General features: G+C 72.0%; 25 protein-coding genes. 10 read left to right on the top strand and 15 right to left on the bottom strand.

Annotated features, from left to right (window positions below; all coding sequences use genetic code 11):
- Window positions 1-131 precede the first annotated feature (131 nt).
- Genes ACWEVS_RS13385 through ACWEVS_RS13375 form a run of 3 tightly spaced genes read right to left on the bottom strand, consistent with a single transcriptional unit; the run spans window position 132 to window position 2,603 of the window.
- A complete protein-coding gene (locus tag ACWEVS_RS13385; protein WP_449922193.1) occupies window positions 132-929 on the bottom strand; it encodes an ABC transporter permease in 798 nt (265 codons plus the stop codon).
- A complete protein-coding gene (locus ACWEVS_RS13380) occupies window positions 922-1,704 on the bottom strand; it encodes an ABC transporter permease (protein WP_449922191.1) in 783 nt (260 codons plus the stop codon). Before ACWEVS_RS13380 ends, ACWEVS_RS13385 begins: the two co-directional genes overlap by 8 nt.
- On the bottom strand, window positions 1,701-2,603 hold the full coding sequence (locus ACWEVS_RS13375; RefSeq protein ID WP_449922190.1) for an ABC transporter ATP-binding protein: 903 nt from the start codon (window positions 2,601-2,603) through the stop codon (window positions 1,701-1,703). Before ACWEVS_RS13375 ends, ACWEVS_RS13380 begins: the two co-directional genes overlap by 4 nt.
- Before the next feature lie 125 nt (window positions 2,604-2,728).
- On the opposite strand from ACWEVS_RS13375, the gene ACWEVS_RS13370 reads away from it, so the two are divergent.
- Window positions 2,729-3,007: a DUF6401 family natural product biosynthesis protein gene (locus ACWEVS_RS13370; RefSeq protein ID WP_354918704.1), complete on the top strand. Its 279-nt coding sequence runs from the start codon at window positions 2,729-2,731 to the stop codon at window positions 3,005-3,007.
- Window positions 3,008-3,048: 41 nt separating this feature from the next.
- On the opposite strand, the gene ACWEVS_RS13365 is transcribed toward ACWEVS_RS13370, so the two are convergent.
- Both ACWEVS_RS13365 and pip read right to left on the bottom strand, forming a co-directional pair.
- The gene (locus ACWEVS_RS13365; RefSeq protein ID WP_452551598.1) at window positions 3,049-3,972 is read right to left on the bottom strand and encodes a membrane protein; all 924 of its coding nucleotides are present in this window, start codon (window positions 3,970-3,972) and stop codon (window positions 3,049-3,051) included.
- Window positions 3,973-4,066: 94 nt separating this feature from the next.
- The gene (gene pip / locus ACWEVS_RS13360) at window positions 4,067-5,014 is read right to left on the bottom strand and encodes a prolyl aminopeptidase (protein WP_452551596.1); all 948 of its coding nucleotides are present in this window, start codon (window positions 5,012-5,014) and stop codon (window positions 4,067-4,069) included.
- A gap of 48 nt (window positions 5,015-5,062) precedes the next feature.
- On the opposite strand from pip, the gene ACWEVS_RS13355 reads away from it, so the two are divergent.
- The gene (locus ACWEVS_RS13355) at window positions 5,063-5,530 is read left to right on the top strand and encodes a MarR family transcriptional regulator (RefSeq protein ID WP_449922186.1); all 468 of its coding nucleotides are present in this window, start codon (window positions 5,063-5,065) and stop codon (window positions 5,528-5,530) included.
- A 3-nt stretch (window positions 5,531-5,533) separates the two neighbouring features.
- Here ACWEVS_RS13355 and ACWEVS_RS13350 read toward each other — a convergent pair whose 3' ends face one another.
- Together ACWEVS_RS13350 and ACWEVS_RS13345 are read right to left on the bottom strand one after the other, a co-directional pair.
- On the bottom strand, window positions 5,534-6,385 hold the full coding sequence (locus ACWEVS_RS13350) for a LysR family transcriptional regulator (protein WP_452551594.1): 852 nt from the start codon (window positions 6,383-6,385) through the stop codon (window positions 5,534-5,536).
- 2 nt (window positions 6,386-6,387) lie between these two features.
- Window positions 6,388-8,313 carry a PQQ-binding-like beta-propeller repeat protein gene (locus ACWEVS_RS13345; protein WP_452551592.1) on the bottom strand — a complete coding sequence of 642 codons (1,926 nt, stop codon included), beginning with the start codon at window positions 8,311-8,313 and terminating at the stop codon, window positions 6,388-6,390.
- Window positions 8,314-8,669: 356 nt separating this feature from the next.
- Between ACWEVS_RS13345 and ACWEVS_RS13340 the strand changes: the two genes are divergently transcribed.
- Entirely contained in the window at window positions 8,670-9,359 is a 690-nt protein-coding gene (locus ACWEVS_RS13340; protein ID WP_449922182.1) for a CTP synthase C-terminal region-related (seleno)protein, read from the top strand.
- A gap of 83 nt (window positions 9,360-9,442) precedes the next feature.
- Window positions 9,443-10,081 (top strand): DsbA family oxidoreductase, encoded by a 639-nt coding sequence (locus tag ACWEVS_RS13335; RefSeq protein ID WP_449922180.1) that lies wholly within the window; start codon window positions 9,443-9,445, stop codon window positions 10,079-10,081.
- A 150-nt stretch (window positions 10,082-10,231) separates the two neighbouring features.
- Here the strand turns inward: ACWEVS_RS13335 and ACWEVS_RS13330 are convergent, their stop codons facing one another.
- Complete coding sequence (locus ACWEVS_RS13330) at window positions 10,232-10,678, bottom strand: SRPBCC family protein (protein ID WP_452551590.1); 447 nt, start codon at window positions 10,676-10,678, stop codon at window positions 10,232-10,234.
- A 74-nt stretch (window positions 10,679-10,752) separates the two neighbouring features.
- Here ACWEVS_RS13330 and ACWEVS_RS13325 point away from each other — a divergent pair, with 74 nt between their 5' ends.
- Complete coding sequence (locus ACWEVS_RS13325) at window positions 10,753-11,058, top strand: hypothetical protein (protein ID WP_452551588.1); 306 nt, start codon at window positions 10,753-10,755, stop codon at window positions 11,056-11,058.
- 94 nt (window positions 11,059-11,152) lie between these two features.
- Here the strand turns inward: ACWEVS_RS13325 and ACWEVS_RS13320 are convergent, their stop codons facing one another.
- A complete protein-coding gene (locus tag ACWEVS_RS13320; RefSeq protein ID WP_452415398.1) occupies window positions 11,153-12,196 on the bottom strand; it encodes a winged helix DNA-binding domain-containing protein in 1,044 nt (347 codons plus the stop codon).
- Window positions 12,197-12,680: 484 nt separating this feature from the next.
- Here ACWEVS_RS13320 and ACWEVS_RS13315 point away from each other — a divergent pair, with 484 nt between their 5' ends.
- Window positions 12,681-13,103: a hypothetical protein gene (locus ACWEVS_RS13315; protein ID WP_449922175.1), complete on the top strand. Its 423-nt coding sequence runs from the start codon at window positions 12,681-12,683 to the stop codon at window positions 13,101-13,103.
- A 124-nt stretch (window positions 13,104-13,227) separates the two neighbouring features.
- Here the strand turns inward: ACWEVS_RS13315 and ACWEVS_RS13310 are convergent, their stop codons facing one another.
- Complete coding sequence (locus ACWEVS_RS13310) at window positions 13,228-13,797, bottom strand: TetR/AcrR family transcriptional regulator (protein ID WP_452551587.1); 570 nt, start codon at window positions 13,795-13,797, stop codon at window positions 13,228-13,230.
- Between the two features lie 62 nt (window positions 13,798-13,859).
- Between ACWEVS_RS13310 and ACWEVS_RS13305 the strand changes: the two genes are divergently transcribed.
- Window positions 13,860-14,165 carry a pirin family protein gene (locus tag ACWEVS_RS13305; protein WP_452551674.1) on the top strand — a complete coding sequence of 102 codons (306 nt, stop codon included), beginning with the start codon at window positions 13,860-13,862 and terminating at the stop codon, window positions 14,163-14,165.
- A gap of 210 nt (window positions 14,166-14,375) precedes the next feature.
- The gene (locus ACWEVS_RS13300) at window positions 14,376-15,419 is read left to right on the top strand and encodes a glycerophosphodiester phosphodiesterase (RefSeq protein ID WP_452551586.1); all 1,044 of its coding nucleotides are present in this window, start codon (window positions 14,376-14,378) and stop codon (window positions 15,417-15,419) included.
- Between the two features lie 196 nt (window positions 15,420-15,615).
- Here the strand turns inward: ACWEVS_RS13300 and ACWEVS_RS13295 are convergent, their stop codons facing one another.
- Genes ACWEVS_RS13295 through ACWEVS_RS13285 form a run of 3 tightly spaced genes read right to left on the bottom strand, consistent with a single transcriptional unit; the run spans window position 15,616 to window position 17,919 of the window.
- Window positions 15,616-16,257 carry a response regulator transcription factor gene (locus ACWEVS_RS13295; RefSeq protein ID WP_354918743.1) on the bottom strand — a complete coding sequence of 214 codons (642 nt, stop codon included), beginning with the start codon at window positions 16,255-16,257 and terminating at the stop codon, window positions 15,616-15,618.
- Window positions 16,248-17,300, bottom strand: a complete 1,053-nt coding sequence (locus ACWEVS_RS13290) for a sensor histidine kinase (RefSeq protein ID WP_354918746.1) — start codon at window positions 17,298-17,300, stop codon at window positions 16,248-16,250. The genes ACWEVS_RS13295 and ACWEVS_RS13290 overlap by 10 nt, the downstream gene beginning before the upstream one ends.
- Complete coding sequence (locus ACWEVS_RS13285; RefSeq protein ID WP_354918749.1) at window positions 17,284-17,919, bottom strand: DedA family protein; 636 nt, start codon at window positions 17,917-17,919, stop codon at window positions 17,284-17,286. The genes ACWEVS_RS13290 and ACWEVS_RS13285 overlap by 17 nt, the downstream gene beginning before the upstream one ends.
- A gap of 102 nt (window positions 17,920-18,021) precedes the next feature.
- On the opposite strand from ACWEVS_RS13285, the gene ACWEVS_RS13280 reads away from it, so the two are divergent.
- Window positions 18,022-20,607, top strand: a complete 2,586-nt coding sequence (locus ACWEVS_RS13280; protein WP_452551584.1) for a DEAD/DEAH box helicase — start codon at window positions 18,022-18,024, stop codon at window positions 20,605-20,607.
- Window positions 20,604-21,668 carry an SWIM zinc finger family protein gene (locus ACWEVS_RS13275; RefSeq protein ID WP_452551582.1) on the top strand — a complete coding sequence of 355 codons (1,065 nt, stop codon included), beginning with the start codon at window positions 20,604-20,606 and terminating at the stop codon, window positions 21,666-21,668. Before ACWEVS_RS13280 ends, ACWEVS_RS13275 begins: the two co-directional genes overlap by 4 nt.
- 49 nt (window positions 21,669-21,717) lie before the next feature.
- Here the strand turns inward: ACWEVS_RS13275 and ACWEVS_RS13270 are convergent, their stop codons facing one another.
- Together ACWEVS_RS13270 and ACWEVS_RS13265 are read right to left on the bottom strand one after the other, a co-directional pair.
- A complete protein-coding gene (locus ACWEVS_RS13270) occupies window positions 21,718-22,473 on the bottom strand; it encodes a nucleotidyltransferase domain-containing protein (RefSeq protein WP_452551581.1) in 756 nt (251 codons plus the stop codon).
- A gap of 163 nt (window positions 22,474-22,636) precedes the next feature.
- The gene (locus ACWEVS_RS13265; RefSeq protein ID WP_452551579.1) at window positions 22,637-23,263 is read right to left on the bottom strand and encodes a pentapeptide repeat-containing protein; all 627 of its coding nucleotides are present in this window, start codon (window positions 23,261-23,263) and stop codon (window positions 22,637-22,639) included.
- Window positions 23,264-23,265 lie beyond the last annotated feature (2 nt).

Below are 23,265 nucleotides of genomic sequence, written 5' to 3'. Positions count from 1 at the left end.
CGTACGGAACGGGCTGCTGTCCCCGACCGGCATGACCGGGGCGGGCACGACTGACTTGCCGGAACGAACGCCGGCGTCCCCGCGTGCCCCGCTCCGGTCACCCCTGCCGACCTCCCCGGACCGGCTTGGGGTCAGGCGCCGACGCTCTGGTAGTGGCGCAGCTGCCCCGCCCAGATCCGGTAGGCCACCGCGAACAGCGCGACGCCCAGCAGGGGGCTGGCGTAGGCCAGCGGCATGACGGCCTTGCCCAGCACGACGGTCGCCGGCACGTACGCGACGAACGCGACCGGCAGCACGAACGTCAGCACCCACTGGGTGACCCCGCCGAAGACGCTCATCGGATAGGAGCCGAACCGGCTGAAGACGTCGTCGACGAAGACCCGCAACGCGAAGGTGTCGAGCATCCGCAACGCCGTCGACGACAGGGCGAGGAAGAAGGCCGCCTCCACCAGCGCGCCGCCGACGACGGCGGCCGCGCAGAAGGCGAGGAGGCCTGGCGTCCAGGCGATGCCGGCGGCACCACCCGCGACGGCCAGCAGGACGACGCCGACCAGCAGGTCACCGAGCTGGCCCACCCCCATCCGCTTGGCCATCACCTGGACGAGCGGGTTGAGCGGGCGCAGCAGGATCCTGTCGAACTCGCCCTCGCGGACCAGCCAGTCGATGCCGATGAGGCTGCTGAGCGGCAGCATGCACAGCGCGTGGGCGGTCAGGCGCATGCCGTACAGGAAGGCGATCTGGGGCAGGCTCCAGCCGGCCATGCTGGGAAAGGTGTGCATGATCACCCAGATGAAGGCGAAGCCGCTGCCCTGGTAGACCGCGCCGGTGAGGATGCCGATGACGGTGTTGAGCCGGTACTGCATGGCGCCGCGCATGGCGGCGCGCTGCAGCCGCCAGTACAGGCGCAGCGTGCGGGTGAGCTCAGCCACCGTTGATCACCACCCTGCGGTGCGCGAGCCGCCACAGCGCCCACAGCAGCGCCCACAGCGCCGCGATCCACGCCAGCTCCACCAGCAGCGCGCGGGCGATCTCGGCGGAGGACAGCCGGCCGACGTAGATGGCGGCCGGGACGTAGCCCAGGTACTTGAACGGCAGCGCGTCCGCCAGCACGCCCAGCGCCCCGGGGAAGAACGACAGCGGGACCATCGTGCCCGCGAAGAACTGGCTGACCAGGCGATACAGCAGCGAGATCGCGCCGGTCTCCATCGTCCAGAAGCCGATCAGGCAGATCAGCAGCGCCATGAGCAGGCCGATGACGTACCCGAGGGCCAAGGTCACCGCGTACGGCAGCGCGTGCGAGGTGGGGGTGATCGAGCCGACCAGCAGCACCACCGGCACGACCGGGGAGAGCAGCAGCAACGCGCCCGCGGTGTGGCCGGCCTGGAAGGCGGCCATCTGCGGAAGGTAGCCGACGGGCCTGGCCAGGTCGAAGAACACCGTGCCGGTGCGGATCCGGAAGTGGGCGAGGCGCGTGATGACCGGCATCGTGGCGAACGTCTGCAGGTTGGCCAGGGTGAGGTAGGCCAGCAGCTGCTCCAGCGTGAGGTCGGCGGCCTGCCTGCGCTCGCCGTACACCGCGGTCCACACCATCCGCAGCAGGAACACCTGCGCGATCAGCGTCAGCGACGTCAGGACGACCTCGCTGCGATAGGCGAACTGGAAGCGCAGGCCGATGCGGGCCATGCCGCGCAAGGACCGGATCATGCGGCGTAGATCCTCTTGATCACGCTCTCCAGGTCGGGCTCCTCGATCGACAGGTCGCGGACGGCGTGGTTGGCCAGCAGGTCGGGGACCTTCAGTCCCTCGGTGAGCTCGTAGGTGTGGCTGCCGTCGTCGGTGTGCACCACCAGCCTGCGGGGTGGCGCGTAGGCGCCGACCAGGTCCTCGATGCCGCCGTCGTAGAGCACCCGGCCCTTGTCGATGAGGATGATCCGCTTGCACAGCGCCTCGACGTCGGCCAGGTCGTGCGTGGTCAGCAGCACGGTGGTGCGGCCGGCCCGGTTGGTGTCGAGGATGAACTCGCGGACGGCCTGCTTGGCCAGCACGTCGAGCCCGACGGTCGGCTCGTCGAGGTAGAGGATGGGCGGCTCGTACAGCATGGCGGCGGCCAGGTCGCCGCGCATGCGCTGGCCCAGGCTGAGCTGGCGGACGGGGGTGGCCAGGAAGTCGTCGAGCCCGAGCAGGTCGCGCATCCTCTTCATCGACGTGGTGAAGCGCGCGGCGGGCACGTCGTACAGGTCGCCGACCAGGCGCAGCGACTCGATCAGCGGCAGGTCCCACCACAGCTGGCTGCGCTGGCCGAAGACCACGCCGACGGCGCGGGCGTTGGCGTGGCGGTCGCGCCACGGCACCCGGCCGGCGACCTCGACGACGCCGCTGGTGGGGGTGAGGATCCCGGTCAGCATCTTGACGGTGGTGGACTTGCCGGCACCGTTGGGGCCCAGGTAGCCGACGACCTCGCCCTCGGCGATGTCGAAGCTGATGTCGTCGACGGCGGTGCGCTCGTCGTACTGGCGGGTCACCAGCGTGCGCAGGGCGCCGAAGGGTCCGCCGAACGTGCGCGGGCGACGGAAGATCTTGGTCAACTTCTCGACGCGGATCACCCGTCAATTTCTTTCAGACGTGCGTGGCAGTCGGCAAATTACTTTCTGTGCGCGTCGCCGTTTATGGTTGCAGGGTAACGTTGCGGCAAACGACTTCGAGGCGTCTGGTGTCTGATCTTGCATGGGTGGAGCGGATCCGAGCGGATTTCGCGCATTGGGTGCTCGCACTGCCCGCCGAACATCCCGGCGTGGGCGCGCTCCTCGACCAGCACGTCGCCGCCGTACGGCACGCCATCCGCTCCATCGGCGAGCAGGTGGGCCACACGGCACTGCTCAGCTACCTGATCGGCTTCTGGGACGGCGCGCACGAGAAAGGGTGGCGGGCCCCCGAGCCCGGCCACCCTCTCGACTTCGCCACGCTGCGGATGAGCGCGGTGTGCCTGATGCTCTCTCCCGCGACCTGACGCTTCTCCGTCCACCTCGTCGGGAGGGCGCGGGCACCGGCTCACCTCGGCGGCGGCTCACCAGGGCCTGGCCGGTAACCGCCGGCCTCGCCCGGCCGTGGCGGGTAACCCCCGGCCTCGCCGGGGCGGGACTCGTAGCCCCCGGCCTCGCCCGGACGCGACTGGTAGCCGCCGCCCTGTGCCGGCTGGGCCGATCCCGGCGCTCCGGCCCGCGCCGGCGCCGGAGCGGTCGCGGGTGCCTCCGCCCCCGCCATGGCGTCCCGGCGTCCGCGGTCGTAGGCCGCCGTCTCGGTGCGGATGGCGTTGGTCTCCGCCTCGGCCCTGCTCAGCCACGCCTCCCAGCGCTGCTGCATCGGTTTGACCAAGCCGCCGCCGAGGCCGACGATCAGGACCCCGGCCACCGCCGCCAGGAACGCGATCAGCACCGGCATGGTGACCGTGGTGGCGATCTCGATCTGGTTGAGCGCGGCGATCACGCCTAGGGCGATGATGAACACCTGCGCGATCGTGGCGAGCAGCCTGCCGTACGACAGGCCGCCCAGCGCGGCGCTGACGACGTCCTTGACCGCCCTGGCGATCGCCGTGGCCACGACGATGATGATGATCGCGACCGCGGCCTTGGGCAGCCAGGCCACCACGCCGCCGAGGAGCGCGCTGATCGGGTTCGGCCCGAACACCGAGAACGAGATCTGCAACGTGATCAGCAGCACCGCGTAGTACACGAGCTTGGCGATGAGGTCCGACGCGTCGTAGCGGCTGCGTTCCATCATCCGGCCGACGCCGCCGCGCTCGACCCAGCGGTCGAACCCGATGCGCGTCAGCCCCTTGTCGACGATCTTGTACAGCAGCTTGGCGATAACCCAGCCGACCAGCAGGATCACCAGGAACGCGACGAACTTGGGAACGAAGGTGGCGGTCGCCGTCCAGGCGTCGACCAGTCCTCTTCTCCAATCGTCAGGATTCATGGCTCAGGTTCCCCCCTCCAGCCTTGTTCAGCCTGGCACGGGACCCCTGCCCCTTTACCTGGTGACTATGCGCGACCTGCGGTGACGCCCGGCGTCAGCGGGCGAAGCCGGCTACCGCCGCGAGAATCTCCTCACGCATGGTGTCGCTGCCGGTGTGCCCGGAGTCGTCGACCACCACGAGCTTGGCGTCGGGCCACGCCTGGGCCAGCTCCCACGCGGTCCCCAGCGGCGACCCCAGGTCGAAGCGGCCGTGGATGAGCACGCCCGGGATCCCGGCCAGCCGGTGCGCCTCGCGCAGGAGGACGCCCTCCTCCAGCCAGGCGTCATTGGCGAAGTAGTGCGCGCAGATCCTGGTGAACGCCGCCAGCTCGGCGGGGGGCCGGTCGCTGTAGGCGTTCGGCTTGCCGTTGGTCTCCAGGGAGATCACCGTGTCCTCCCACGTGGCCCAGTCGTTGGTGGCCTTGGCCCGCACGTCGGGGTCGGGGTCGGCCATCAGCCGCGCGTAGGCCGACAGCAGGTCGCCGTCGCGGTCGGCCTCCGGTACGCCCTCCCTGAAGCGCTGCCACTGCTCGGGGAAGAACGCGCCCACGCCCCTGTAGAGCCAGTCGGTCTCGGAGCGGCGGGTCGTCGTCACCGCGACGATGACCATCTCCGAGACGCGCTCCGGGTGCGCCTCGGCGTAGGCCAGCATGAGCGTCGAGCCCCACGAACCGCCGTACAGCAGCCATCGGTCGACGCCGAGATGCTCGCGCAGCCGCTCCATGTCCGCGATGAGGTGGTGGGTGGTGTTGGTGGTCAGGTCCGTGGCCGGGTCGGCGGCGTGCGGCAGGCTCCGGCCGCAGTTGCGCTGGTCGAACAGGATGATCTTGTAGCGTTCCGGGTCGAAGGTGCGGCGATGGCCGGGCGTGCAGCCCGAGCCTGGCCCGCCGTGGACGACGAGCGCGGGTTTCCCCTCGGGGTTGCCGCAGACCTCCCAGTAGACGAGGTGGCCGTCGCCGGTGTCGAGGTGGCCGTGGTCGTAGGGCTCGATGGGGGGATACATGCCGGGTCCTTTCCGTCAGAAATACAACAGCACTGTTATATTAGGGCCATGGAACCACGCGAGGTGCTCGGCACGCGCCTGCGCCTGCTGCTCGACCTGCTCGACGACGGCGTGACGGCGCTCTACCCCCAGCTCGGCCTGGACGGCTTCCGCCCCCGCTACGCGCCGGTCCTCCGGCAACTCGCCCTCGAGGGTCCGAGCTCCATCCGCGACCTGGCCCGCGCCATCGGCGTCACCCACTCGGCCGCCAGCCAGACCGTCGCCCAGCTGGCCAGGGAGGAACTGGTCGGCCTCTCCCCCGGCGCCGACGCCCGCCAGCGGATCGTCCACCTCACCCCGAAGGCCGAGGCGCTGCTGCCCGCGATGGATGAGGAAAGGCTGGCGACCGACGCCGCCGTGGCCGAACTCGAGGCCGAACTCCCCTACCCGCTCACCCGCCTGGTCGACGAGGCGCTGGAGGCGCTGCGCCGCCGTCCGATGCGGGAGCGGACCGGCGCGGCCGCCCGGCGCCGCTGACGCTCAGCGGAGAGCGTTCGCGACGTCGGCGGCCGGGCCCGGGGGCAGCGCGCCGTGCAGCAGCTCGACCCGGTGGGTGAGGCGGGGCGCGAGCACGGGGACACCCCGGCCGGCCGAGGCGGGCAGCAAGGTCAGGCCGTGTCCCGCCTCGACCAGGTTGCGCACGGTGTGCACGTCGTCGCCGGTGTAGGCCAGGCCTGGGCGGAAGCCGTCGCCCAGCAGGTCGCGCAGCCGCTCGAGGGGGCACAGCGTGGTCTGCAGCCACACCGCGTCGACCAGGTCCGCCAGCCGCAGGCCCGGTCGGCCGGCGAGCGGATGGTCCGACGGGAGGGCGACGACCAGGTCCTCCTCCGCGACGCCCACCGCGGTCAGCGGGCCGACGTCCGGCAGGCGCAGCGGGTCGCTGGGCGCGGCGATGCCGTCCGTCATTCCCAGATCGGCGCGCCCGGCGGCGACGTCGGCCGCCACGGTGTCGCGGTCGACGGTGGCCAGCGTGAGGTCGAGGCGGGGGTGGGCGGCGCGGGCACGCGCCAGCCGTACGGCGATCGAGGCAGTGACGGCCAGCGGCGAGGCGGACACCGCCAGCCGGCGGGCGGGCCCGGCCGCCGCGCGGCGCACGTCCGCGCGCGCCGCCTCCACGCGCAGCAGCAGCGGGCCCGCGTGCTCCAGCAGCCGGGCGCCCGCCTCGGTCGGCGCGACCGGACGGCGGTGCAGCAACGGCATGCCGAGATCGGCCTCCAGCGTGGCGATCTGCTGGGAGACCGCCGACTGGGTGTAGCCGAGCTCCTCGGCCGCCGCCGAGAACGACCCCCTGCGGGCGACGGCGACCAGAGTCCTGAGCAGGTGCGGGTCCATCCCTAGAGTGTGACGCGCACCAGGTTCCTCGCGCGCAGCGCGTACAGGGCACGGCCGTCGGGCGCGGCGGCCAGCAGCGGCTGGGTGCCGTAGGCCTGCGCGTCCAGCCCGTCGACCACGGTGGAGATCGTCATGGCCGACGGGTCCAGCCGGTAGATCGTCCTGCCGTCGGTGCCGTAGAGGCGGCCGTGCGTCTCCACGAGCGTGCCGCTGCGCGCCGCGCTCAGCGGCACCTGGACGGTGCGTGTCACCTCCCTGCGCCACGGGTCGAACTCGAACAGCACGCCGGTGTCGGCGACGCCGTACAGCTTGCCGCGGTGGGCGACGAGGTCGGAGATCGACGTGGCGCCCTGTACCGGCACCAGCGACCAGCGGACCCGCTTGGTCCGCAGGTCGAAGGCGGCCAGCTGGGCCTCCTTCTCCACCGGGGTGGTGCCGAGGCCGCCGGCGATCTCACTGGCGACGTAGGCGGTGCCGAGCATGCTGGTGACCGAGCGGACGGACTGGTTCCTGACGACGTTCCTGAAGGTCTCGATCGTGTCGCGGCGCGGGTCGTAGAGGGCCAGGGCGCCGCCGTGCAGGCCGTACTCCGGCTGGGTGCCGACCAGCAGCCGCCCGGAGAGCGGGTCGTAGTGGGCGTCCAGCGGGCGGTTCTGCTCCTCGCCCACCCGGGTCAGGCGCCTGAGCTCGGTGCCGTCGGGCCGCATCCCGAACAGGTAGGCCAGCGTGTAGACCGACAGGTAGACCTGCTTGCCGACGACCGTCATCGCCTTGGCCTCGCCCGGCAGGAAGGTGCGCGTGCTCGCGCCACCGGCCAGGTCGTGCACCTGGATGCCCGCCTTGCCGCTGACCAGCACCTGGTCACGGGTGGCGGTGACGGCCATCGGCAGCTCCGGCGCCGGCGGCATGCCGGCCTGCGTGAGGTCGACCCCGGTCAGCTCGCCCGTGGCCAGGTCGTACTCGACGACCGAGCTGGTGAGCACGCCCGTCACCTTGCCGCCACCGACGAAGACGCGGTTGAACGCCGCCCCGTCGTACGGCACCGCCAGCCTGTCGAGCTTCGCGGTGTCACGGTCGTAGCGGTAGAGCGTCCCCGACGGCCTGGTGCCGAAGTAGACGTCGTTGTTGGGCGCGTCGATGCCGATGGCGGTGACGTAGGAGTCGCCAGGGGCGTCCACCAGCGTGTGGCGGGACGGGTCGGCGGTCTCCATCAGCATGAGGTCGCCCGTCGCCGACAGCCCGGCGGCCAGCAGGCCGCCCTCCAGCGCCAGCGTGGCGACGAAGGTGCGGTCGGCCAGCTCGGCCGGCAGGATCTCGCGCTTGGCGCCGGTGGCCCGGTCGATGGCGACGAGATGCGCCTTCGCGCCCACGCCCGCGTAGATGGTGGTCTCGTCGACGGCGATGCTGCGCACGTACTGCTCGCCGGGCACGACCTGGCCGAAGTCACGGGTCTGGCCGGTGGCCGGGTCGTATTCGACCACCCGCCCGCGCGGGTAGGTGCCCGCGTAGATCTTGCCGTCGGGGGCGGCGTCCAGGCACCAGATGAAGGGGTCAGGCTTGACGTCGGCGACCTTCGTGGCCGTGCCGGTGCGCGTGTCGACCTTGTGGATGTCGCCGGGGGTGTAGGTGCCGACGTACAGGTCGGTGCCGACGGCCGCCGCGGCCCAGGTACCCTCACCCGTCGGCAGCTCGGTCACCGAGCTCACCGTGCGCCGGGCGGGGTCGTAGGCGCCGATCCGTGTCGGCGCGATGCCGCCGGTGCCCAGGTAGAGCCGGTCCCCGACGAACTCGGCCGCGCTGATGGAGGTGACCTCCGACGCGGGGCCCAGGTCCTCGACCACCGGCGCGGCGGCGGCCGGGGCGGGCACGCCCGACAGGGCGACGACCAGGGCCGTCGCCAGCGCGGCGGCGAACCGTGTCCTTCTCATCGATGTGCCTCTCGTGTGGTGCTCAGCAGGCATGGCGGTGCGGCCTTCCGACGATCTTGTAAGAGGGGGTGCCGGGGTCGTCGGTGGCCAGGCCGTCGAGGCTCTGGGCGACCGGGACCGGCTCGGTGATCGTGGAGGTCGACCAAGGCGGGGCGCATGTCGTGTTCCTCTCTGGAACCGAGCACAGCGAGGCCCGCCATTACGGGCCGGGCCGATATTGGGCCATTCGTACCATGCACGGAATCGATCGAGCAAGGCCTGTCACGATCACATACGCGCACACATCAGGAATGCTTATGGGCCCACCAGGAATCATCGTTGGCGCTTAACCACCCTCGCTCGCCAGGATGGGGGGCATGAGAATCGCCCTGGTCGGAGACCGGTCACCCAGCGTCCGCTCGCACGCCCGCATCCCTCAGATCCTCCAGTCGCTGCGCGAGCGGGAGGGGCTGGCGCTCGACGCGTACTGGATTCCCACGCCCGACGCCACCGACCTGGAGGGCTTCGACGGCATCTGGGTTCCACCCGGCAGCCCGTACCGCAGCGAGGAAGGCGCGCTCAACGCCGCGCGCACCGCGCGCGTGCACGGCATCCCCTTCCTCGGCACCTGCGGCGGCTTCCAGCACGCCATGCTGGAGTACGCCAGAGGCGTTCTCGGCCTTGACGTGGCCCACGCCGAGAACGACCCTGCCGCCCGCGACTTCCTGCTGCTGCCGCTGGAATGCTCCCTGGCCGGCCACGAAGGCCTGGTACGGCTGGCCCCCGGCTCCCTCGTCGAGCAGATCATGGGCTCGTCCACCACCGTCGAGCGCTACAACTGCTCCTACGGGCTGAACGCCGACTACGAGCAGCGCCTCGTCGACGGCGGGCTGAGGTTCACCGGACGGGCCGACGACGGCGCGATCAGGGTGGCCGAGATCCCCGGCCACCCGTTCTTTCTGGCCACCCTCTTCCAGCCCGAGCTGCACGGCGACGGCTCCCGGCCGCACCCGGTCATCACCGCCTTCGCCACCGCCGTCAGCCGTGCCAAGGTGGCGGTGCGCTGACGGCACTTGATCTCAAGCGCGGTTGAGGTTGCAGGATCGCATCCATCCCGTGGAGTCATCCCGGTGCTGACGAAAGGATGGTCATGCGAGTCGAGATCTACGTCGACGTGCTGTGCCCCTGGTGCTACATCGGCAGGAGACGCGTCGCGGCGGCGCTGGCGGACATGGCCGAACGCGACCGGCTGGAGATCGTCTGGCGGAGCTTCGAGCTGGCGCCCGACGCGAGCCGGACGCCCGGCCAGTCGGCCGCCGAGGCGCTGGTCGAGTGGTGGGGCGAGCAGGCTCCCGCCAGAGCCGCCAGGATCAGGGCCGTCGGCGCCGCGGAAGGGCTGGACCTCGACCTGCACGCCGCCCGCCCGGTCAACACCTTCGACGCCCACCGGCTCAGCCACCTGGCCGCTCGCCACGGCCTGGCCGACCAGGCGATGGAGCGGCTGTTCCGCGCCTACCACACCGAAGGACGCAACGTGGCCGACCACACGGTGCTGGAACACCTGGGCGTGGAGACCGGGCTGGACGCGGACGAGGTGCGGGAGATGCTCGCCGGCGACGCCTACGCCGCAGAGGTCAGGGCCGACGAGCGCCGCGCCGCCGAGCTGGGCGTCACGGGGGTCCCCACCCTGGTGATCGACGGCGCGCCGCGCTTCTCCGGCGTCCAGCCGCCCGCCGTCCTGCGCGAACTGCTGGAGCGGGGCCTGGCACGCGAGACGGTTCGCGGGTAGGGCGAGGCCGTCCGGCGGGGCCGCCGCCTCTTCCCGGACGCACCGGTTCGCCGGGACGGGTCTGCTGGACGTGCGATTCGCCGGGGCTCGGCCCTCGGTCCCGGCGGGAGGTGCGCGGTCAAACGCGGGTCTTGGTGCGGCGGCCGGCGGCTAGGTCGTGCCGTTCCGCCCGGGAGAGCCGGTCACAGGGCGTGATCGCTGGGCCAGCCGGACCAGACGCAGCAGCGACCACCGCATGAACGCCCTGGCCACCGGGCGCACCAGCGTACCGAGCGGAAGCGACAGCTCCTCGGCCCAGACGAGCCGGCCGCCGACGATCCTGAAGACGCCCGTGCCGCGTACCAGCCGGCCCGTGTGCCTGACCGCGACCGTCGTGGGCGGCTCCCACCGGGTGACGACCATCGTGTCGAGGAAGCCCACCCGCCAGAGCCCGGTGAAGGCGGCCAGCTCAGCGCCCACGCCATGGCCGTCACCCGAGACGGCGCGGGCGGTGGTGAGGACCATCCACTCCCGGTGCCGCGGCCAGTCGGTGAGCACGTGGAACAGGCGCTCGGCGGGCACCGTCGTCGGCACGGCGACGGTCATGCGGGTCGACATGATCCCTACACTACGGGCGACGCGACGCCTGGCGGGACGCCCGCGCGGCCTGGGGGCGGCGGGACGCTCGGAGGGTGCGCCGCGCAGCAGCCGGCCAGCTCGGCCAGCGCGGCGGGCAGCTCCGGCGGCTCGGGCACCTCGGACTCCACGCCGAGCGTCCCGATCAGGCGGACCGGCAGCGCCTGGCCGAGTACGACGTGTTCGAGTGCGGCGCGGGCTACCTGCGGATCCAGGCCACCAGACCGCCGACCCTCGCGTACGGCCTGCACGACGCGCCGCTGGGCCAGCTGGCGTGGATCGTGAGGGACGGCCACTTCGCCGCGTTGGAGCAGCCCGACCTGCCGGCCGCCGACATCAAGGCGTTCTTCGGCGCCCTCTGACGACCAGTGGCCGGCGTGCGGGACCCGCGGGGCAGCCGGTTTCGCCAGCGACCGCTGACTCGAGATCACCGGTGGGCAGCCGCTCAGTCGAAGCTCAGTCGAAGCTGACGGCGGGCGGCTTGCCCGGCTCGGCGAAGGCGAGGAGCGCGACGGCCTCGGCCTCGATCTCCTCGCGCTGGGCAGCGGTCAGCGGCCCGAACGGCGAGACGGTGACCGCGGCCTTGTCACGCTTCCAGATGCCGTGGACGTAGCCGTCGACCAGGACGGTGCCGTGGACCTGGCCGTTGATCGTGATGACGCGCTTGCGGTGCTCGTCGGAGATGACCCTGGTGCGGTCGGCGTGGCCGAGCACGAGGTTGTCGAAGGGGGCGACCAGGCGCACGGGGGCCGGGGTGTCCTCCTCGGGGCGCGGCGCGTCGGGCAGGTCCAGCACGCCGCCGCCCAGATCGACCAGGTCGAGCCGGGCGGCGGCCGCGCGCAACCCGGTGAGCCCCGACCAGGCCTGCATGTCGGCCACCGTGGCCGGGCCGAACGCGGCCAGGTAGCGCCGTAACAGCTGGTCGAGCGCGGGCTCGGGGTCGAGGTCACGGCCCAGCCATGCCTCCACCGGGGTCAGGACGGCATCGCCCGCCCTGCCCCACACCCCGCGCGGCGGCACCTGGACCATGGGCAGCAGAGACCGAAGGATCACCGGCAGGTCGCCGGGCGCGGCGTCGGGGAAGCGCTCGGCCAGCAACGGGGTCATGGCCTTCACCGACAGCGGCCGCTCGGTCAGCAGCGCCCGGCCGGCCGCCACGACGGCGTCGCGGTCGACGCCGTCGACCCGCCTGGCCGCCAGGGCACGGGTGAGCATGGGCTGGATGAGCGGCCTGATGGCCAGGCAGTCGCGGGCGCTGACCAGGTGGACGGTGCCGCGCATGAGCGTGATGCGCACGACCTGCCGGCTGACCAGCAGCTCCGACAGCTCCTGCGGCTGGAAGCTCGCCATGCGCGACCAGAGCCCGAAGTAGGGCGGGAGGGGCGCCTGGGCCTGCAGTCCGACCAGGTGCTCGATGACCTCCATGGGGTTCATCGCATGCCGGCGCAGGAGCAGCTGCCTGGCAAGGGTGGCGCGGTTGAGCGCCCGCTGGCTGATCACGGCACCCACCCTAGGGCGAGCCACCGACATTCCATCAGCCGCGACCGGCCGACGGTGACACCCGCGCTTCGATCGGGGGGCCGGCCAGGACACGGCGAAAGGCAGGCAACTGTGTGAGCGGGTCCCCTCAGTGTTGACGCCTCCGAAGCCCTGCGTTCGACTGAACATCTTGAGCGGTGCGCTCGGTGACGCAGGCCGGCCACCTGGGGTCGGACTGGACGTGGCGTGAGCCGCCGGGTCCGAGGTGTTCGCGCGACGCAACCGAGAGGCGTCATCGGGCCTTGGCACGCGGACAGCGAACCGGGAGCGGCCGGGGTCTGGGCCGGGAATGTGGTCGGCGTCGAAGAATGGACCCGGGGGTCGTGCCGGGCGTGGCCTCAACCGCCGGCCGGGTGTGGCCTCGCCCGGCGGTTGCGGGAGACGCAGGCCACCGGCAAGACTCTCGGTGATCGTGATGGGCGGTCCACGAACTGGCCGAGGAAACATGAGCCGCGACGTCATCATCAGCCTGCAGTTCGAGCGCGACGTGGACTTCGAGGAAATCCTCGACCGGCTCGCCCGGGCGGGCTGGGAGTTCCTCCGTGACGAAGACTCCGTCTGGTACATGGTCGGCTTCGACTGGAAGGATCTGCCGCTGGAAGGCCTGGCCGAGGCGAGACGCGAGATGCGGGCCTCCTACGAGGCCGGAGAAACGGTAGGCGTGACCGCCAGGCTGCCCGACGGCGGCTTCTTCGCGAACGTGATGTTCCACGAGGACAGGGCGTCGGTCTCGCTGATTCCCCTGCTGGAGTACCGCACCTTCGCGCGCGTGCCCGAGTTCGTCGATCTGGGGTGGTACGTCGAGAGCTTCCTGGCGCCTTGTCGGGATCTCCGGATCGTGCGAACGGAGGCGAGCGACCAGCGGTGAGCGCAAGGGCCTCGACGCCGGCCCCGGTCACGTTCGTCACCGCCGGAGCGAGCGCCTGCGCCTGTCCAGCGCGCCTGCCGACCGTGCACCGGTGCCGTGGAAGGGGCAAGGGGGCGGTGGGGTGTCAGGCCGAAGGCCAGTGTCTGAGGGCGACGTCGAGGGCGTCCAGGGTTCTGGACCACGAGGTGTCCACCGCGCGCGGGTGGCGGTCGAACCGGCCCGAGGTCTCCAGGGACACGTATCCGTGGAGCGTGCTGTGCAGCATCCGTACCGCGTCCGTCTGGTCGGGGTCCGACAGGTCGTAACCGCGCAGCATCGCCCGCGTCATCTGCGCGTGCCGGGCTGCCGCGCGGGTGGCCGAGGTCTCCGGGTCGAGCTCGATCTGGCCTGCGGCGTACCTTCCCGGATGTTCCTTCGCGTAGTCCCGGTAGGCGTTGGCGAAGGCCACCAGCGCGTCCTTGCCCGCGCGGCCGGCCAGCGCGGCGCCGACCCTGTCGGCGAGCTCCGTCAGGGCCAGCTCGGCCACCCGTACCCGCAGGTCCTGCGCGTCCTTGATGTGCGTGTACAGCGCTGCGGGCTGGACGCCGAACCCGCGGGCGAGCGCCGAGACGGTCACGTTCTGGAAGCCGATCTCGTCGGCCAGGTCCGCCGCCGCCCGGGTCAGGCGCTCCGCGGTGACTCCCGCGCGTGGCATCTGCCGCCTTCCTCGCTCACTCAGCGGGTCTCCCCGCCCATGACACCGCTCACCGGGCGTGACTGACATCCACGCGTCCTTCGTCGCCCGCTCCAGGAACGAGACCAAGCGTCTCACCTTTCCCAAGACTTCACCGACAGCGCTCCCGGCCTGGTGGGCGGCGCGCAGCAGGCCGCGGGGGGGGGGCGGGCGACCGGTTCGCGACCGCGGATGACTGGCTGGAGTCTCGGCGCTCGTTCTCGTTCGGGCCGCACGACGACCCGGCGGACGTCGGGTTCGGGTTCCTGCTCGCGCACAACGACGAGACGCTTCCCCCTGGCACCGGCTTCGCGACGCACCCACACCAGGACCTGGAGATCGTCACCTGAGTACTGCGGGGCTCGCCGGCAACGGGCGGCGGTCGCAATGGCGATCCGCTGGCCGGTACCAGCGACGACCGCGGCTCCGGCAGGCGCTCATGCGAACGCCGAAAGTCACGATGAGCCGGTTTTGAGCGGCACGGCTCCTCACCGAACCTTCGTCTCACGATCACCTCCCGTACGGCCGGCCGCCTCGGTGATCGTCGATACTCGTGGCCCATGAGCAGATCGCGCGTGGTCACGGTTGCCACGATCTTCGGTGCCGCGCTCGCGGCGTTGCCCGGGGCGGCCGACGCGGACAGGCGCCCCTTCGACTTGCAGGCTCACCGAGGCGGGCTGGGGCTGGTGGTGGAGGCCACTCTGCCCGCGTTCGCCAACGCGCTCGAGCTGGGTGTCAGCACGTTGGAGCTCGACGTGCAGATCACCGAGGACGGCCAGGCGGTCGTCACTCACGACCGGAGGATCAGCAACAGGAAGTGCAGGGATACCGCGCCTGTCGTGCCGGGCGATCCCGAGTTCCCCTACGTCGGCAAGTACATCAACACGCTGACCCTCGAGCAGGTCAGGACGATGGACTGCGGCTCCATGACGCTGCCGGAGTTCCCAGGCCAGCGGCCGGTTCCCGGTGCCAGGATGGCGACCCTGCGCGAGGTGTTCGAGCTGGTGGAGCGCTATCGCGCGCGTCGCGTCATGCTCAATGTCGAGACCAAGGTCGAGGCCGGCGCGCCGCATGAGACGGCGCCGAGGGAGCAGTTCGTGCAGGTGACGCTGGCGGAGATCCGGCGGGCCGGGCTCATGCGGCAGGTCACCATCCAGAGTTTCGACTGGGGCGCGTTGATGCGGGTGCGCGAGGTCGAGCCGCGGCTGCCGATCGTAGCCCTGACCAACCGCGACTTCCTGCAGACCGGGAAGCCGGGGGCCTCACCCTGGCTTGGTGGCATCGACATCGACGATTTCGGCGGGGACCCGCTCAAGGCGATCAAGTCGTTCGGCGCTGACGCCTTTTCGCCGGTGCACGGGTTCCCGCAGAACGGAAAGGTGACGGACCCGGGCTACCAGCCGTACGTCACCAGGGAGATGGTGGATCAGGCGCACGGTCTGGGCATCAAGGTGATTCCATGGACCGTCGACGACGAGCCCACCTTGAACAAGCTCGTCGACGACGGGGTCGACGGGATCATCACCGACTACCCGGACCGGCTGCGGCAGATCATGGCCGAGCGCGGCTTCAAGCTGCCCAAGCAATACCGACCCAAGCCGTGATGAACTCGCGGCGAGAGCCTGACAGTCGCGCGGGGCGAACGAACCGGCCCGCGCCCTCGCCACGGGTGAGGCTGAATCGCCGGAGCCAAGGACGGCACTCCTGCAGGAGGGCAGCCGGTCTCCGTCGGCCGGTTCGCCTTCGATGGAGGCGAACCGGCCGTGGTGGCGGACGTGCAGACCTTGACCTTGTCTGCCCTCAGGACAGGAAGCGCAGCACCGCCAGGACGCGGCGGCTGTAGCCGGTGGTGTGGGACAGGCCGAGCTTGTCGAAGACCGCGTTGACATGTTTCTCGACCGCGCTCTGCGACACGTACAGCGCCTCGGCGATGGAGGCGTTGGTGTAGCCCTGCGCCATGTGCTCGAGCACCTCGCGCTCGCGCGGGGTCAGCCTGGTCAGCGGGTCGGTCTGGGTCGTGCGGGCCAGCAGCTGCCGTACCACCTCGGGGTCGAAGGCCGCGCCTCCGGCGCCGACGCGCTCGAGGGCGTCGAGGAAGTCGGCGACCTGAGCCACCCTGTCCTTCAGCAGGTAGCCGACGCCGGACACGTCGCCGGTCATCAGCTCGGTGGCGTACTTCTTCTCCACGTACTGCGACAGCACCAGCACCTTGACCTCCGGCCAGCGGTGCCTGATCTCCAGTGCGGCGCGCAGCCCCTCGTCGGTGTGGGTGGGCGGCATACGCACGTCCACCACCACGATGTCGGGCCGGTCGGCCTCGACCGCCGTGACGAGGGCGGCGCCGTCGCCGACCGCGGCGACGACGTCGTGTCCCTCCTCGGCCAGCAGCCTGGCCAGGCCCTCGCGCAGCAGCGTGGAGTCGTCGGCGAGCATCACCCGCATGGCAGCTCCGCCCGGATCACGGTGGGCCCGCCGGCGGGGCTGGAGACGGCGAAGGAGCCGTCGAGCGCGGCGACCCTGCGCGCCAGGCCGGACAGGCCGCCGCCCGCCGGGTCGGCGCCGCCCTTGCCGTCGTCCTCGATGTTCACGGCGATGATTGTCCCATCGGCGCGCACGTCGACGGTGATCAGGTCCGCCTCGGCGTGCTTGGCCGCGTTGGTGACCGCCTCGCACACCACGAAGTAGGCGGCCGTCTCCACCGCGCGCGGTGGCCGCCGGTCGAGCTCGCAGGTCACCTTCACCGGTACGGCCGAGCGGTCGGCGACGGCGGCCAGCGCCTCGCCCAGGCCGAGGGCGTCGAGACCGCTCGGGTAGACCCGCCAGGCCACCTCGCGCAGCTCCGCGAGGGCCTGCTGGGCCTCCTCGTGCGCCTGCGCCAGCAGTTCAGGGCGTCCGCGGCGGGCCCTGCCGATCACCATGGCCAGCGCGACGAGCCGCTGCTGCAGACCGTCGTGCAGGTCCCGCTCGATGCGGCGGCGCTCGGCGTCCACGGCGGTCAGGACGCCGGCGCGGGTCTCGGCCAGCTCGGCGATCCTGCGTTCGAGCGCCTCGGTGGAGTGCGGGCCGAGGGTGCGCAGGGCGAGCCGCCGTTCGACGGCCTGCACGCCCACGAGGCCCGACAGGTCGAGGAAGAGCAGCACCAGTCCCGCGACCAGGAAGTAGGCCAGCAGGCCGGGGGTCATGCGCATGCCGTCGAACGCCTCGCCGTGGCCCCAGGCCCACAGCACCTGGATTCCCACGTCGAGGCCGATGACGAGCAGGGCGACGACGATGCCGCCGAGGATTCCGAGGGGCAGCCGCAGGGCCAGGAAACGCAGGGCCTGACCGCGCGAGAAGTCGCCCACCCGCACGTCCAGCCTGCGCGCCTCCGTCGCCGCGACCCGGGCGAGCGCGGCGCCCATGCGGGGGTGGGCGAGCACGGGGAGCGCGATCAGCTCGGCGACGGCGCTCAGCGCTCCCAGTGTGACCTTAGCGACGACTCGCATGCCGGCCCTTGCGCCGCTCGGCCAGCCGTACGCCGACGAAGACGAGCACGGCGAGCACCACCGCGCCGATGACCAGGTTGGTGCCGATGCCGACGTAGCCCTCGACGAGCGACCAGTTCTCCCCGAGGACGTAGCCCGCCAGCACGAAGATCGTGTTCCAGATCGCGCTGCCGAGCGTGGTGAACGCCAGGAAGACGCCCAGCGGCATGCGCTCGACCCCGGCCGGGATGGAGATCATGCTGCGGAAGATGGGGATCATCCGCCCGAAGAACACCGTTTTCACGCCGTGCTTGGCGAACCATTCCTCGGTCTTCTCGATGTCGGAGACCTTCACCAGCGGCAGCCGTTGGGCGATCGCGACCACCCTGTCCCTGCCGAGCAGCGCGCCGACCAGGTAGAGCGCGAGCGCGCCGACGACCGAGCCTGCCGTCGTCCACACCAGCGCCTCGATCAGGCCCATGCCGCCCTGTGCCGCGGTGAACCCGGCCAGCGGGAGGATCACCTCGCTCGGCAGCGGGGGGAAGAGGTTCTCCAGCGCGATGGCGATGCCCGCGCCGGGCGCGCCAAGGGTCTCCATGAGGCCCGTCGCCCAACCGGCGATTCCGTTCTCAGCAGTCATGCCTCAGAGCCTATGAGTGATCGAATATGCCCAGAATGAGGGCAACTTCCGAAATGCGGGTGTGGTAAACCACAGCTACGCCGTACGGTACGCTGTACGGCTATGCGGGAACTCCTTCGGCACGCGGCCGTCTTCGAACCGGGCGACCCGCCCAGGGCGGCAACCGTGGCCTTCCTCGACCCGGCGGGCGACGAGAGAGTCACGATCGCGGAGCCGGAAGGGCCTCGTGAAACTCCGGTCACCCGCGTTCCCGTCACCGAGGCGGTCGCGCTGCTCAGCAGGGCCCGCACCGACCAGAGTGCCGACCCCGCCACCCGGTTCTGGGGTGCCGTGGCGCTACTGGCGCTCCAGATCGTCGCCAAGGGTCGCATCAGGCCCGGCGTGAGCGCGGGCGACCACGCCGCGTGGCGGGCCGGCCCCCTGGACGCCGCCGACCTGGCCAAGGTCAGGGAGCTGGCCGACGCGATGCCCGCCACGGCGCGGGCCGTCCCCCTGCCGTCGGCCCCGGGCCTGCTGCCCGACGCCGAGGGCCTGGTCCGCGCCTTCCTCGACGCCGTCGCCGACGGCATGCCCCGCTCCCCAGGCGCCGTGCGCGCGGTGGGCGTGCCCGCCTACTCGGCCGCCAAGCCGGTCAAGACGCCACAGCTGAGGGCATGGGCGGCCGACCCCGGCGTACGGCTGTCGCTGCGGGTGGAGACCGCCGGCGCCGACCACGCCGCCTTCCGCGCGGTCGTACAGCTGCACGGCATCGCCGACCCCGCGCTGGTCGTGGACGCCGCCGAGCTCTGGGCGGGCCGCGACCAGGGGCTCGGCCCCCGCGCCAAGGTCGACGCGGTGGTCGAGCTGCGCAGGGCGGCCCGGCGGTGGCCGCCGCTGGAGCGGCTGCTCGACGCCGAGGTTCCCGACGAGCTCGAGCTGTCCGACGAGGAGGTGTCTGGCCTGCTGTCCGGCGCGGCCACCGGCATCGACGTGCACTGGCCACGCGACCTGGTGCGCGGCGTCAGCGCGAGAGCGGTCGTCGGCGGCGAGTCCAGCGGGCTGTTCCGCTTCGACTGGCGGCTGCGGCTGGGCGACGACGAGCTGACCGAAGCCGAGATGGACCGGCTGGCCGAGGCCCACCGCCCCGTCGTACGGCTGCGCGACCAGTGGGTGCTCATCGACCCCGAGCTGGCCCGCAAGGCCAGGAACCGGGAGATGAAACCGCTCACCGGCATCGAGGCCCTCGGTGCCGCCCTCACCGGCACGGCGCTGGTGGAGGACGAGGAGGTGGCGGTCTCCCCCGGTCCGGTGCTGGAGGAGCTGCGCGGCAGGCTGGTCGCCGATCCCGTCGACCCGCCCGAAGGGCTGGCCGCGACGCTGCGCGACTACCAGCTGGCGGGCCTGCGGTGGCTGGCCCAGATGACCTCCCTGGGTCTCGGCGGCTGCCTGGCCGACGACATGGGCCTGGGCAAGACGATCACGCTGATCGCGCTCCACCTGCACAGGAACAGCGGGCCGACGCTGGTCGTCTGCCCCGCCTCGCTGCTGGGCAACTGGGAGCGGGAGATCGCCAGGTTCGCCCCCGGCGTTCCGGTCCGCCGCTACCACGGCGCCCAGCGCACGCTGGCCGACACCGGGTTCGTGCTCACCACCTACGGCACCATGCGCGTCGACGCCGCCGTGCTCGCCGAGCACACCTGGGACCTGGTCGTGGCCGACGAGGCCCAGCACGTCAAGAACCACCGATCGGGCACCGCCAAGGCGCTGCGCGAGATCCCCTCGGCCGCGCGCGTCGCGCTGACCGGCACGCCGGTGGAGAACACGCTGTCGGAGCTGTGGGCGATCCTCGACTGGACCACGCCGGGGCTGCTCGGCCCGCTCGCGCGCTTCCGTACGCGCTGGGAGCCGCGGCCCGAACGGCTCGGCCGCCTGGTCGCGCCCTTCCTGCTGCGCCGCCGCAAGTCCGATCCCGGCATCGCGCCCGAGCTGCCGCCCAAGACCGAGACCGACCGTCCCGTCTCGCTCACCAGGGAGCAGGCCGGGCTCTACGAGGCGACGGTGCGCGAGCTGATGGCCTCCATCGCGGCGGCCGACGGCATGGGCAGGCGCGGCCTCATCGTCAAGCTGCTGACGAGCCTCAAACAGATCTGCAACCATCCCGCCCAGTTCCTGCACGAGAAGGACCCCGTGCTGGACGGCCGCTCGGGCAAGCTCGAGCTCCTCGAAGAGCTGCTGGAGACCATCCTCGCCGAGGACGGCGCGGTGCTGGTCTTCACCCAGTACGTCACCATGGCCCGGCTCCTGGAGCGCTTCCTCGCCGCAAGGGGCATCGCCACCCAGCTGCTTCACGGCGGCACCTCCGTGGCCCGGCGGGAGGAGATGGTCAGGCGCTTCCAGGACGGCGAGGCCCCCGTCTTCCTGCTCTCGCTCAAGGCCGCGGGCACCGGGCTCAACCTCACCCGCGCCGACCACGTCATCCACTTCGACCGCTGGTGGAACCCCGCCGTCGAGGACCAGGCCACCGACCGGGCCTACCGCATCGGCCAGACCAGGCCCGTCCAGGTGCACCGGCTCATCGCCGAGGGCACCGTCGAGGACCGGATCGCGACCATGCTGGAGACCAAGCGGTCGCTGGCCGAGGCCGTGCTGTCCAACGACTTCACCGAACTGACCGACGCGGACCTGCTCAACCTCGTGGAGCTGCGATGACCGCCGCCAAGGGATTCCCCGCCTTCGCCCCGCAGCACGCCGGCGCCCGCTTCGCCACCTCGTGGTGGGGCAGGGCCTGGCTCAAGGCGCTGGAGGACACCTCGCTCGACCACACCCTGCTCGCCAAGGGCCGCGCCTACGCCAAGACCGGCCAGCTCGGCCCCATCACCGTCAGCTCCGGTCGGCTCGCCGCGATGGCCGAAGGCGAGTACGCCGCGGTCGTGCACGTGGCACCCGTGGCGGCGGGATTCGTCGAGCAGATCGCCGCCAAGGCGGGCCATCTGGCCGCGCTGCTCGACGGCGACCTGCCGTACGACCTGGTGGAGCTCCTTCCTGGAGTCGGCGACCTCGAGCCCGAGTGCGACTGCCCTGACTGGGGGCACCCGTGCAAGCACGCCGCCGCGCTGTGCTACCAGGCCTCGTGGCTGCTCGACCGCGACCCGTTCCTGCTGATGCTGATGCGCGGCCTCGACAAGGACGACCTGATCGCCTCGCTCCAGCGGGCCACCGCGCCGACCGGCACCCCCGTCGCCGAGGCCTACGCGCACGGCATCCCGCCGCTGCCGTCCTTCGCGACCGCCGAGCCGCTCGACGCGCTGCCCGCCCCGGAGCCCCTGGAGGTGGAGCCCGCGCCGGGCGTCGACCCCGCTGCGCTGCGGGTGCTGGCCGCCGACGCGGCGCTGCGCGCCCGCGAGCTGCTGGTGTCGGGGGCCGCCGCGGTGCTCACCGAGTTCCAGGACCGGGTACGGCTGGCCGCCACCCACGACCTCGACATCGGCAGCCCGGCCGCCGTCCGGTCATGGCGGTACGGCGGCGCCGCCGCCCTCGACACGCTCGCCACGACGTGGACACCGCCCCGGCAGGCCGTCGCCCGCGCGCGACGTGACCTGCCCGGCTTCGCGGCGGTCCGCAACCGGTGGACCCTCGGCGGCGCTCAGGTCCGCTACGGCAGGGACGGCCGCTGGTACCCGTTCGTCGACGCGGACGGCGACTGGTTCCCCGCCGGCCCGCCAGAACCCGACCCCGCCGCCGCGCTGGCCGCCACCCAGGCCGCCGACTGACCTCGCACGGTGTCCGGTGTCCGTGTCCTGGCCGGATCGAACCCCGGGCTCACCGCTGGACGGCGGCGGCGAACAGCTTCCGCGCCGCCGCGACCGCCTGCCCGAGGGCGTCGGGCTCCGGCCGCAGTCCTGCCACGATCGCGTCGACGCCGCGCAGCCCGGCCCGCTGCAGGAGCCGCTTCTCGTTGGTGACCCACTCGCCGCGCGCCGCCAGCACCGCATGCGCCGTCTGCATGGCGGCGGTGGCCAGCGCCCCCGCGACCTCGGTGGACTGGCCGCGCGGGACGTACGCGGCCGCGGCGTACTGGACAGTCAGGTCCGCCCGGTCGCGCCACACCCGCGGGGCCGTCTCACGCAGGGCCTCCGGATAGCCGGGGCGGGGCAGCGTGCCGCGCAGGACGTCGTTGAGGGCGAGTTCGGCGATCACCAGATAGCTGGGGATGCCCGCGAGATGGAACATCAGCGGCTCCCAGCGGAAGCGGCCCTGCCGGGCCTCGGCGAGCTCGTGCTCGACGACGTCGAGGTCGCGGTAGTGGACGTCGACCCGGCGGCCGTCGATCGTGAACCAGGCTCCCCCGTTGAAGACGCCGCCGCCCCAGCCGCCGATCTCGGAGACCTCGCCGGGCCAGCCGACCGCGCGCAGATCGGCCGGGTCGAAACCGCCCCGGTAGTAGACGGCCAGGTCCCAGTCGCTGTCCGGGGTGTGGGTGCCCTGAGCGCGCGAGCCGCCGAGGGAGACGGCACGTACGGCGGGCAGGGCAGCGAGGCGGTCGGCGACCAGGGTGAGGAACATGTCGTCGGTCATGAGCGTCCGATCGGGTGAAGTGGATGACAGCGGTCGAGGGCACCCGGGACGGACGCCGGAGCAACGGCTCGGACGGCGTCGTGCGCAGGGGGTGCCGGTGTCGTCACTTCATGGCCCCGACCCTACCGACCCGCCCGCCTCCTGAGGCAAGCGGTTTTCCCGCTCAGCCCTGGTCGCGGACGGTCAGCCCCAGGTTGGTGGCGAGCGTGACGGCCTGGACCGGGTCGATGACCGCCCCAGCGATCTCGGCGCCGAAGGGGTCGAGCGAGGACAGGTCACTGCCCCGCAGGTCGCAGCGGGTGAAGTCGGCCTTGCTCAGCCAGGCGCCCGACAGGTCGACGCCGCGCACCGTGGCCCCCGCGAAGCGGGCACCGGTCAGGTCGGCCTCACGCATCCGCACCCCGGTGAAGGACGCCTTGCGCAGGTCGGCGCCCGGCATCCCGACGAACGACCAGTCGCCTCCGTCGGCCTTCATCAGGTCGTGGGTGCAGCCGTCGAACATGCTGCCCACGAACTTGCACCTGGTGAACGTCGCGTCGAAGAACGACGACCGGGTGAAGGTGCAGTTGATGAAGCCGGTCTCCTCGTGGGTGGAGGCGTTGAAGCGGCAGCCGCGGAAGGTGCACTCGACGAACTCGGCTCCCCTGCTGACGGCTTCGGTCAGGTCGACGTCGACGAAGGCGACCCGCCGGTGCTGCTCGCCCGACAGGTCGCGGCTGTCCCAGTCGGCGGAGCGGACGGTGGAGTCGGTCGGCGGTGCCGGGACGCCGTGCTTGCGGTCAGCCATCATGG

It is taken from the genome of Nonomuraea sp. NPDC003754 (assembly GCF_053605785.1).
This window is presented reverse-complemented; position numbering and strand designations above follow the sequence as displayed.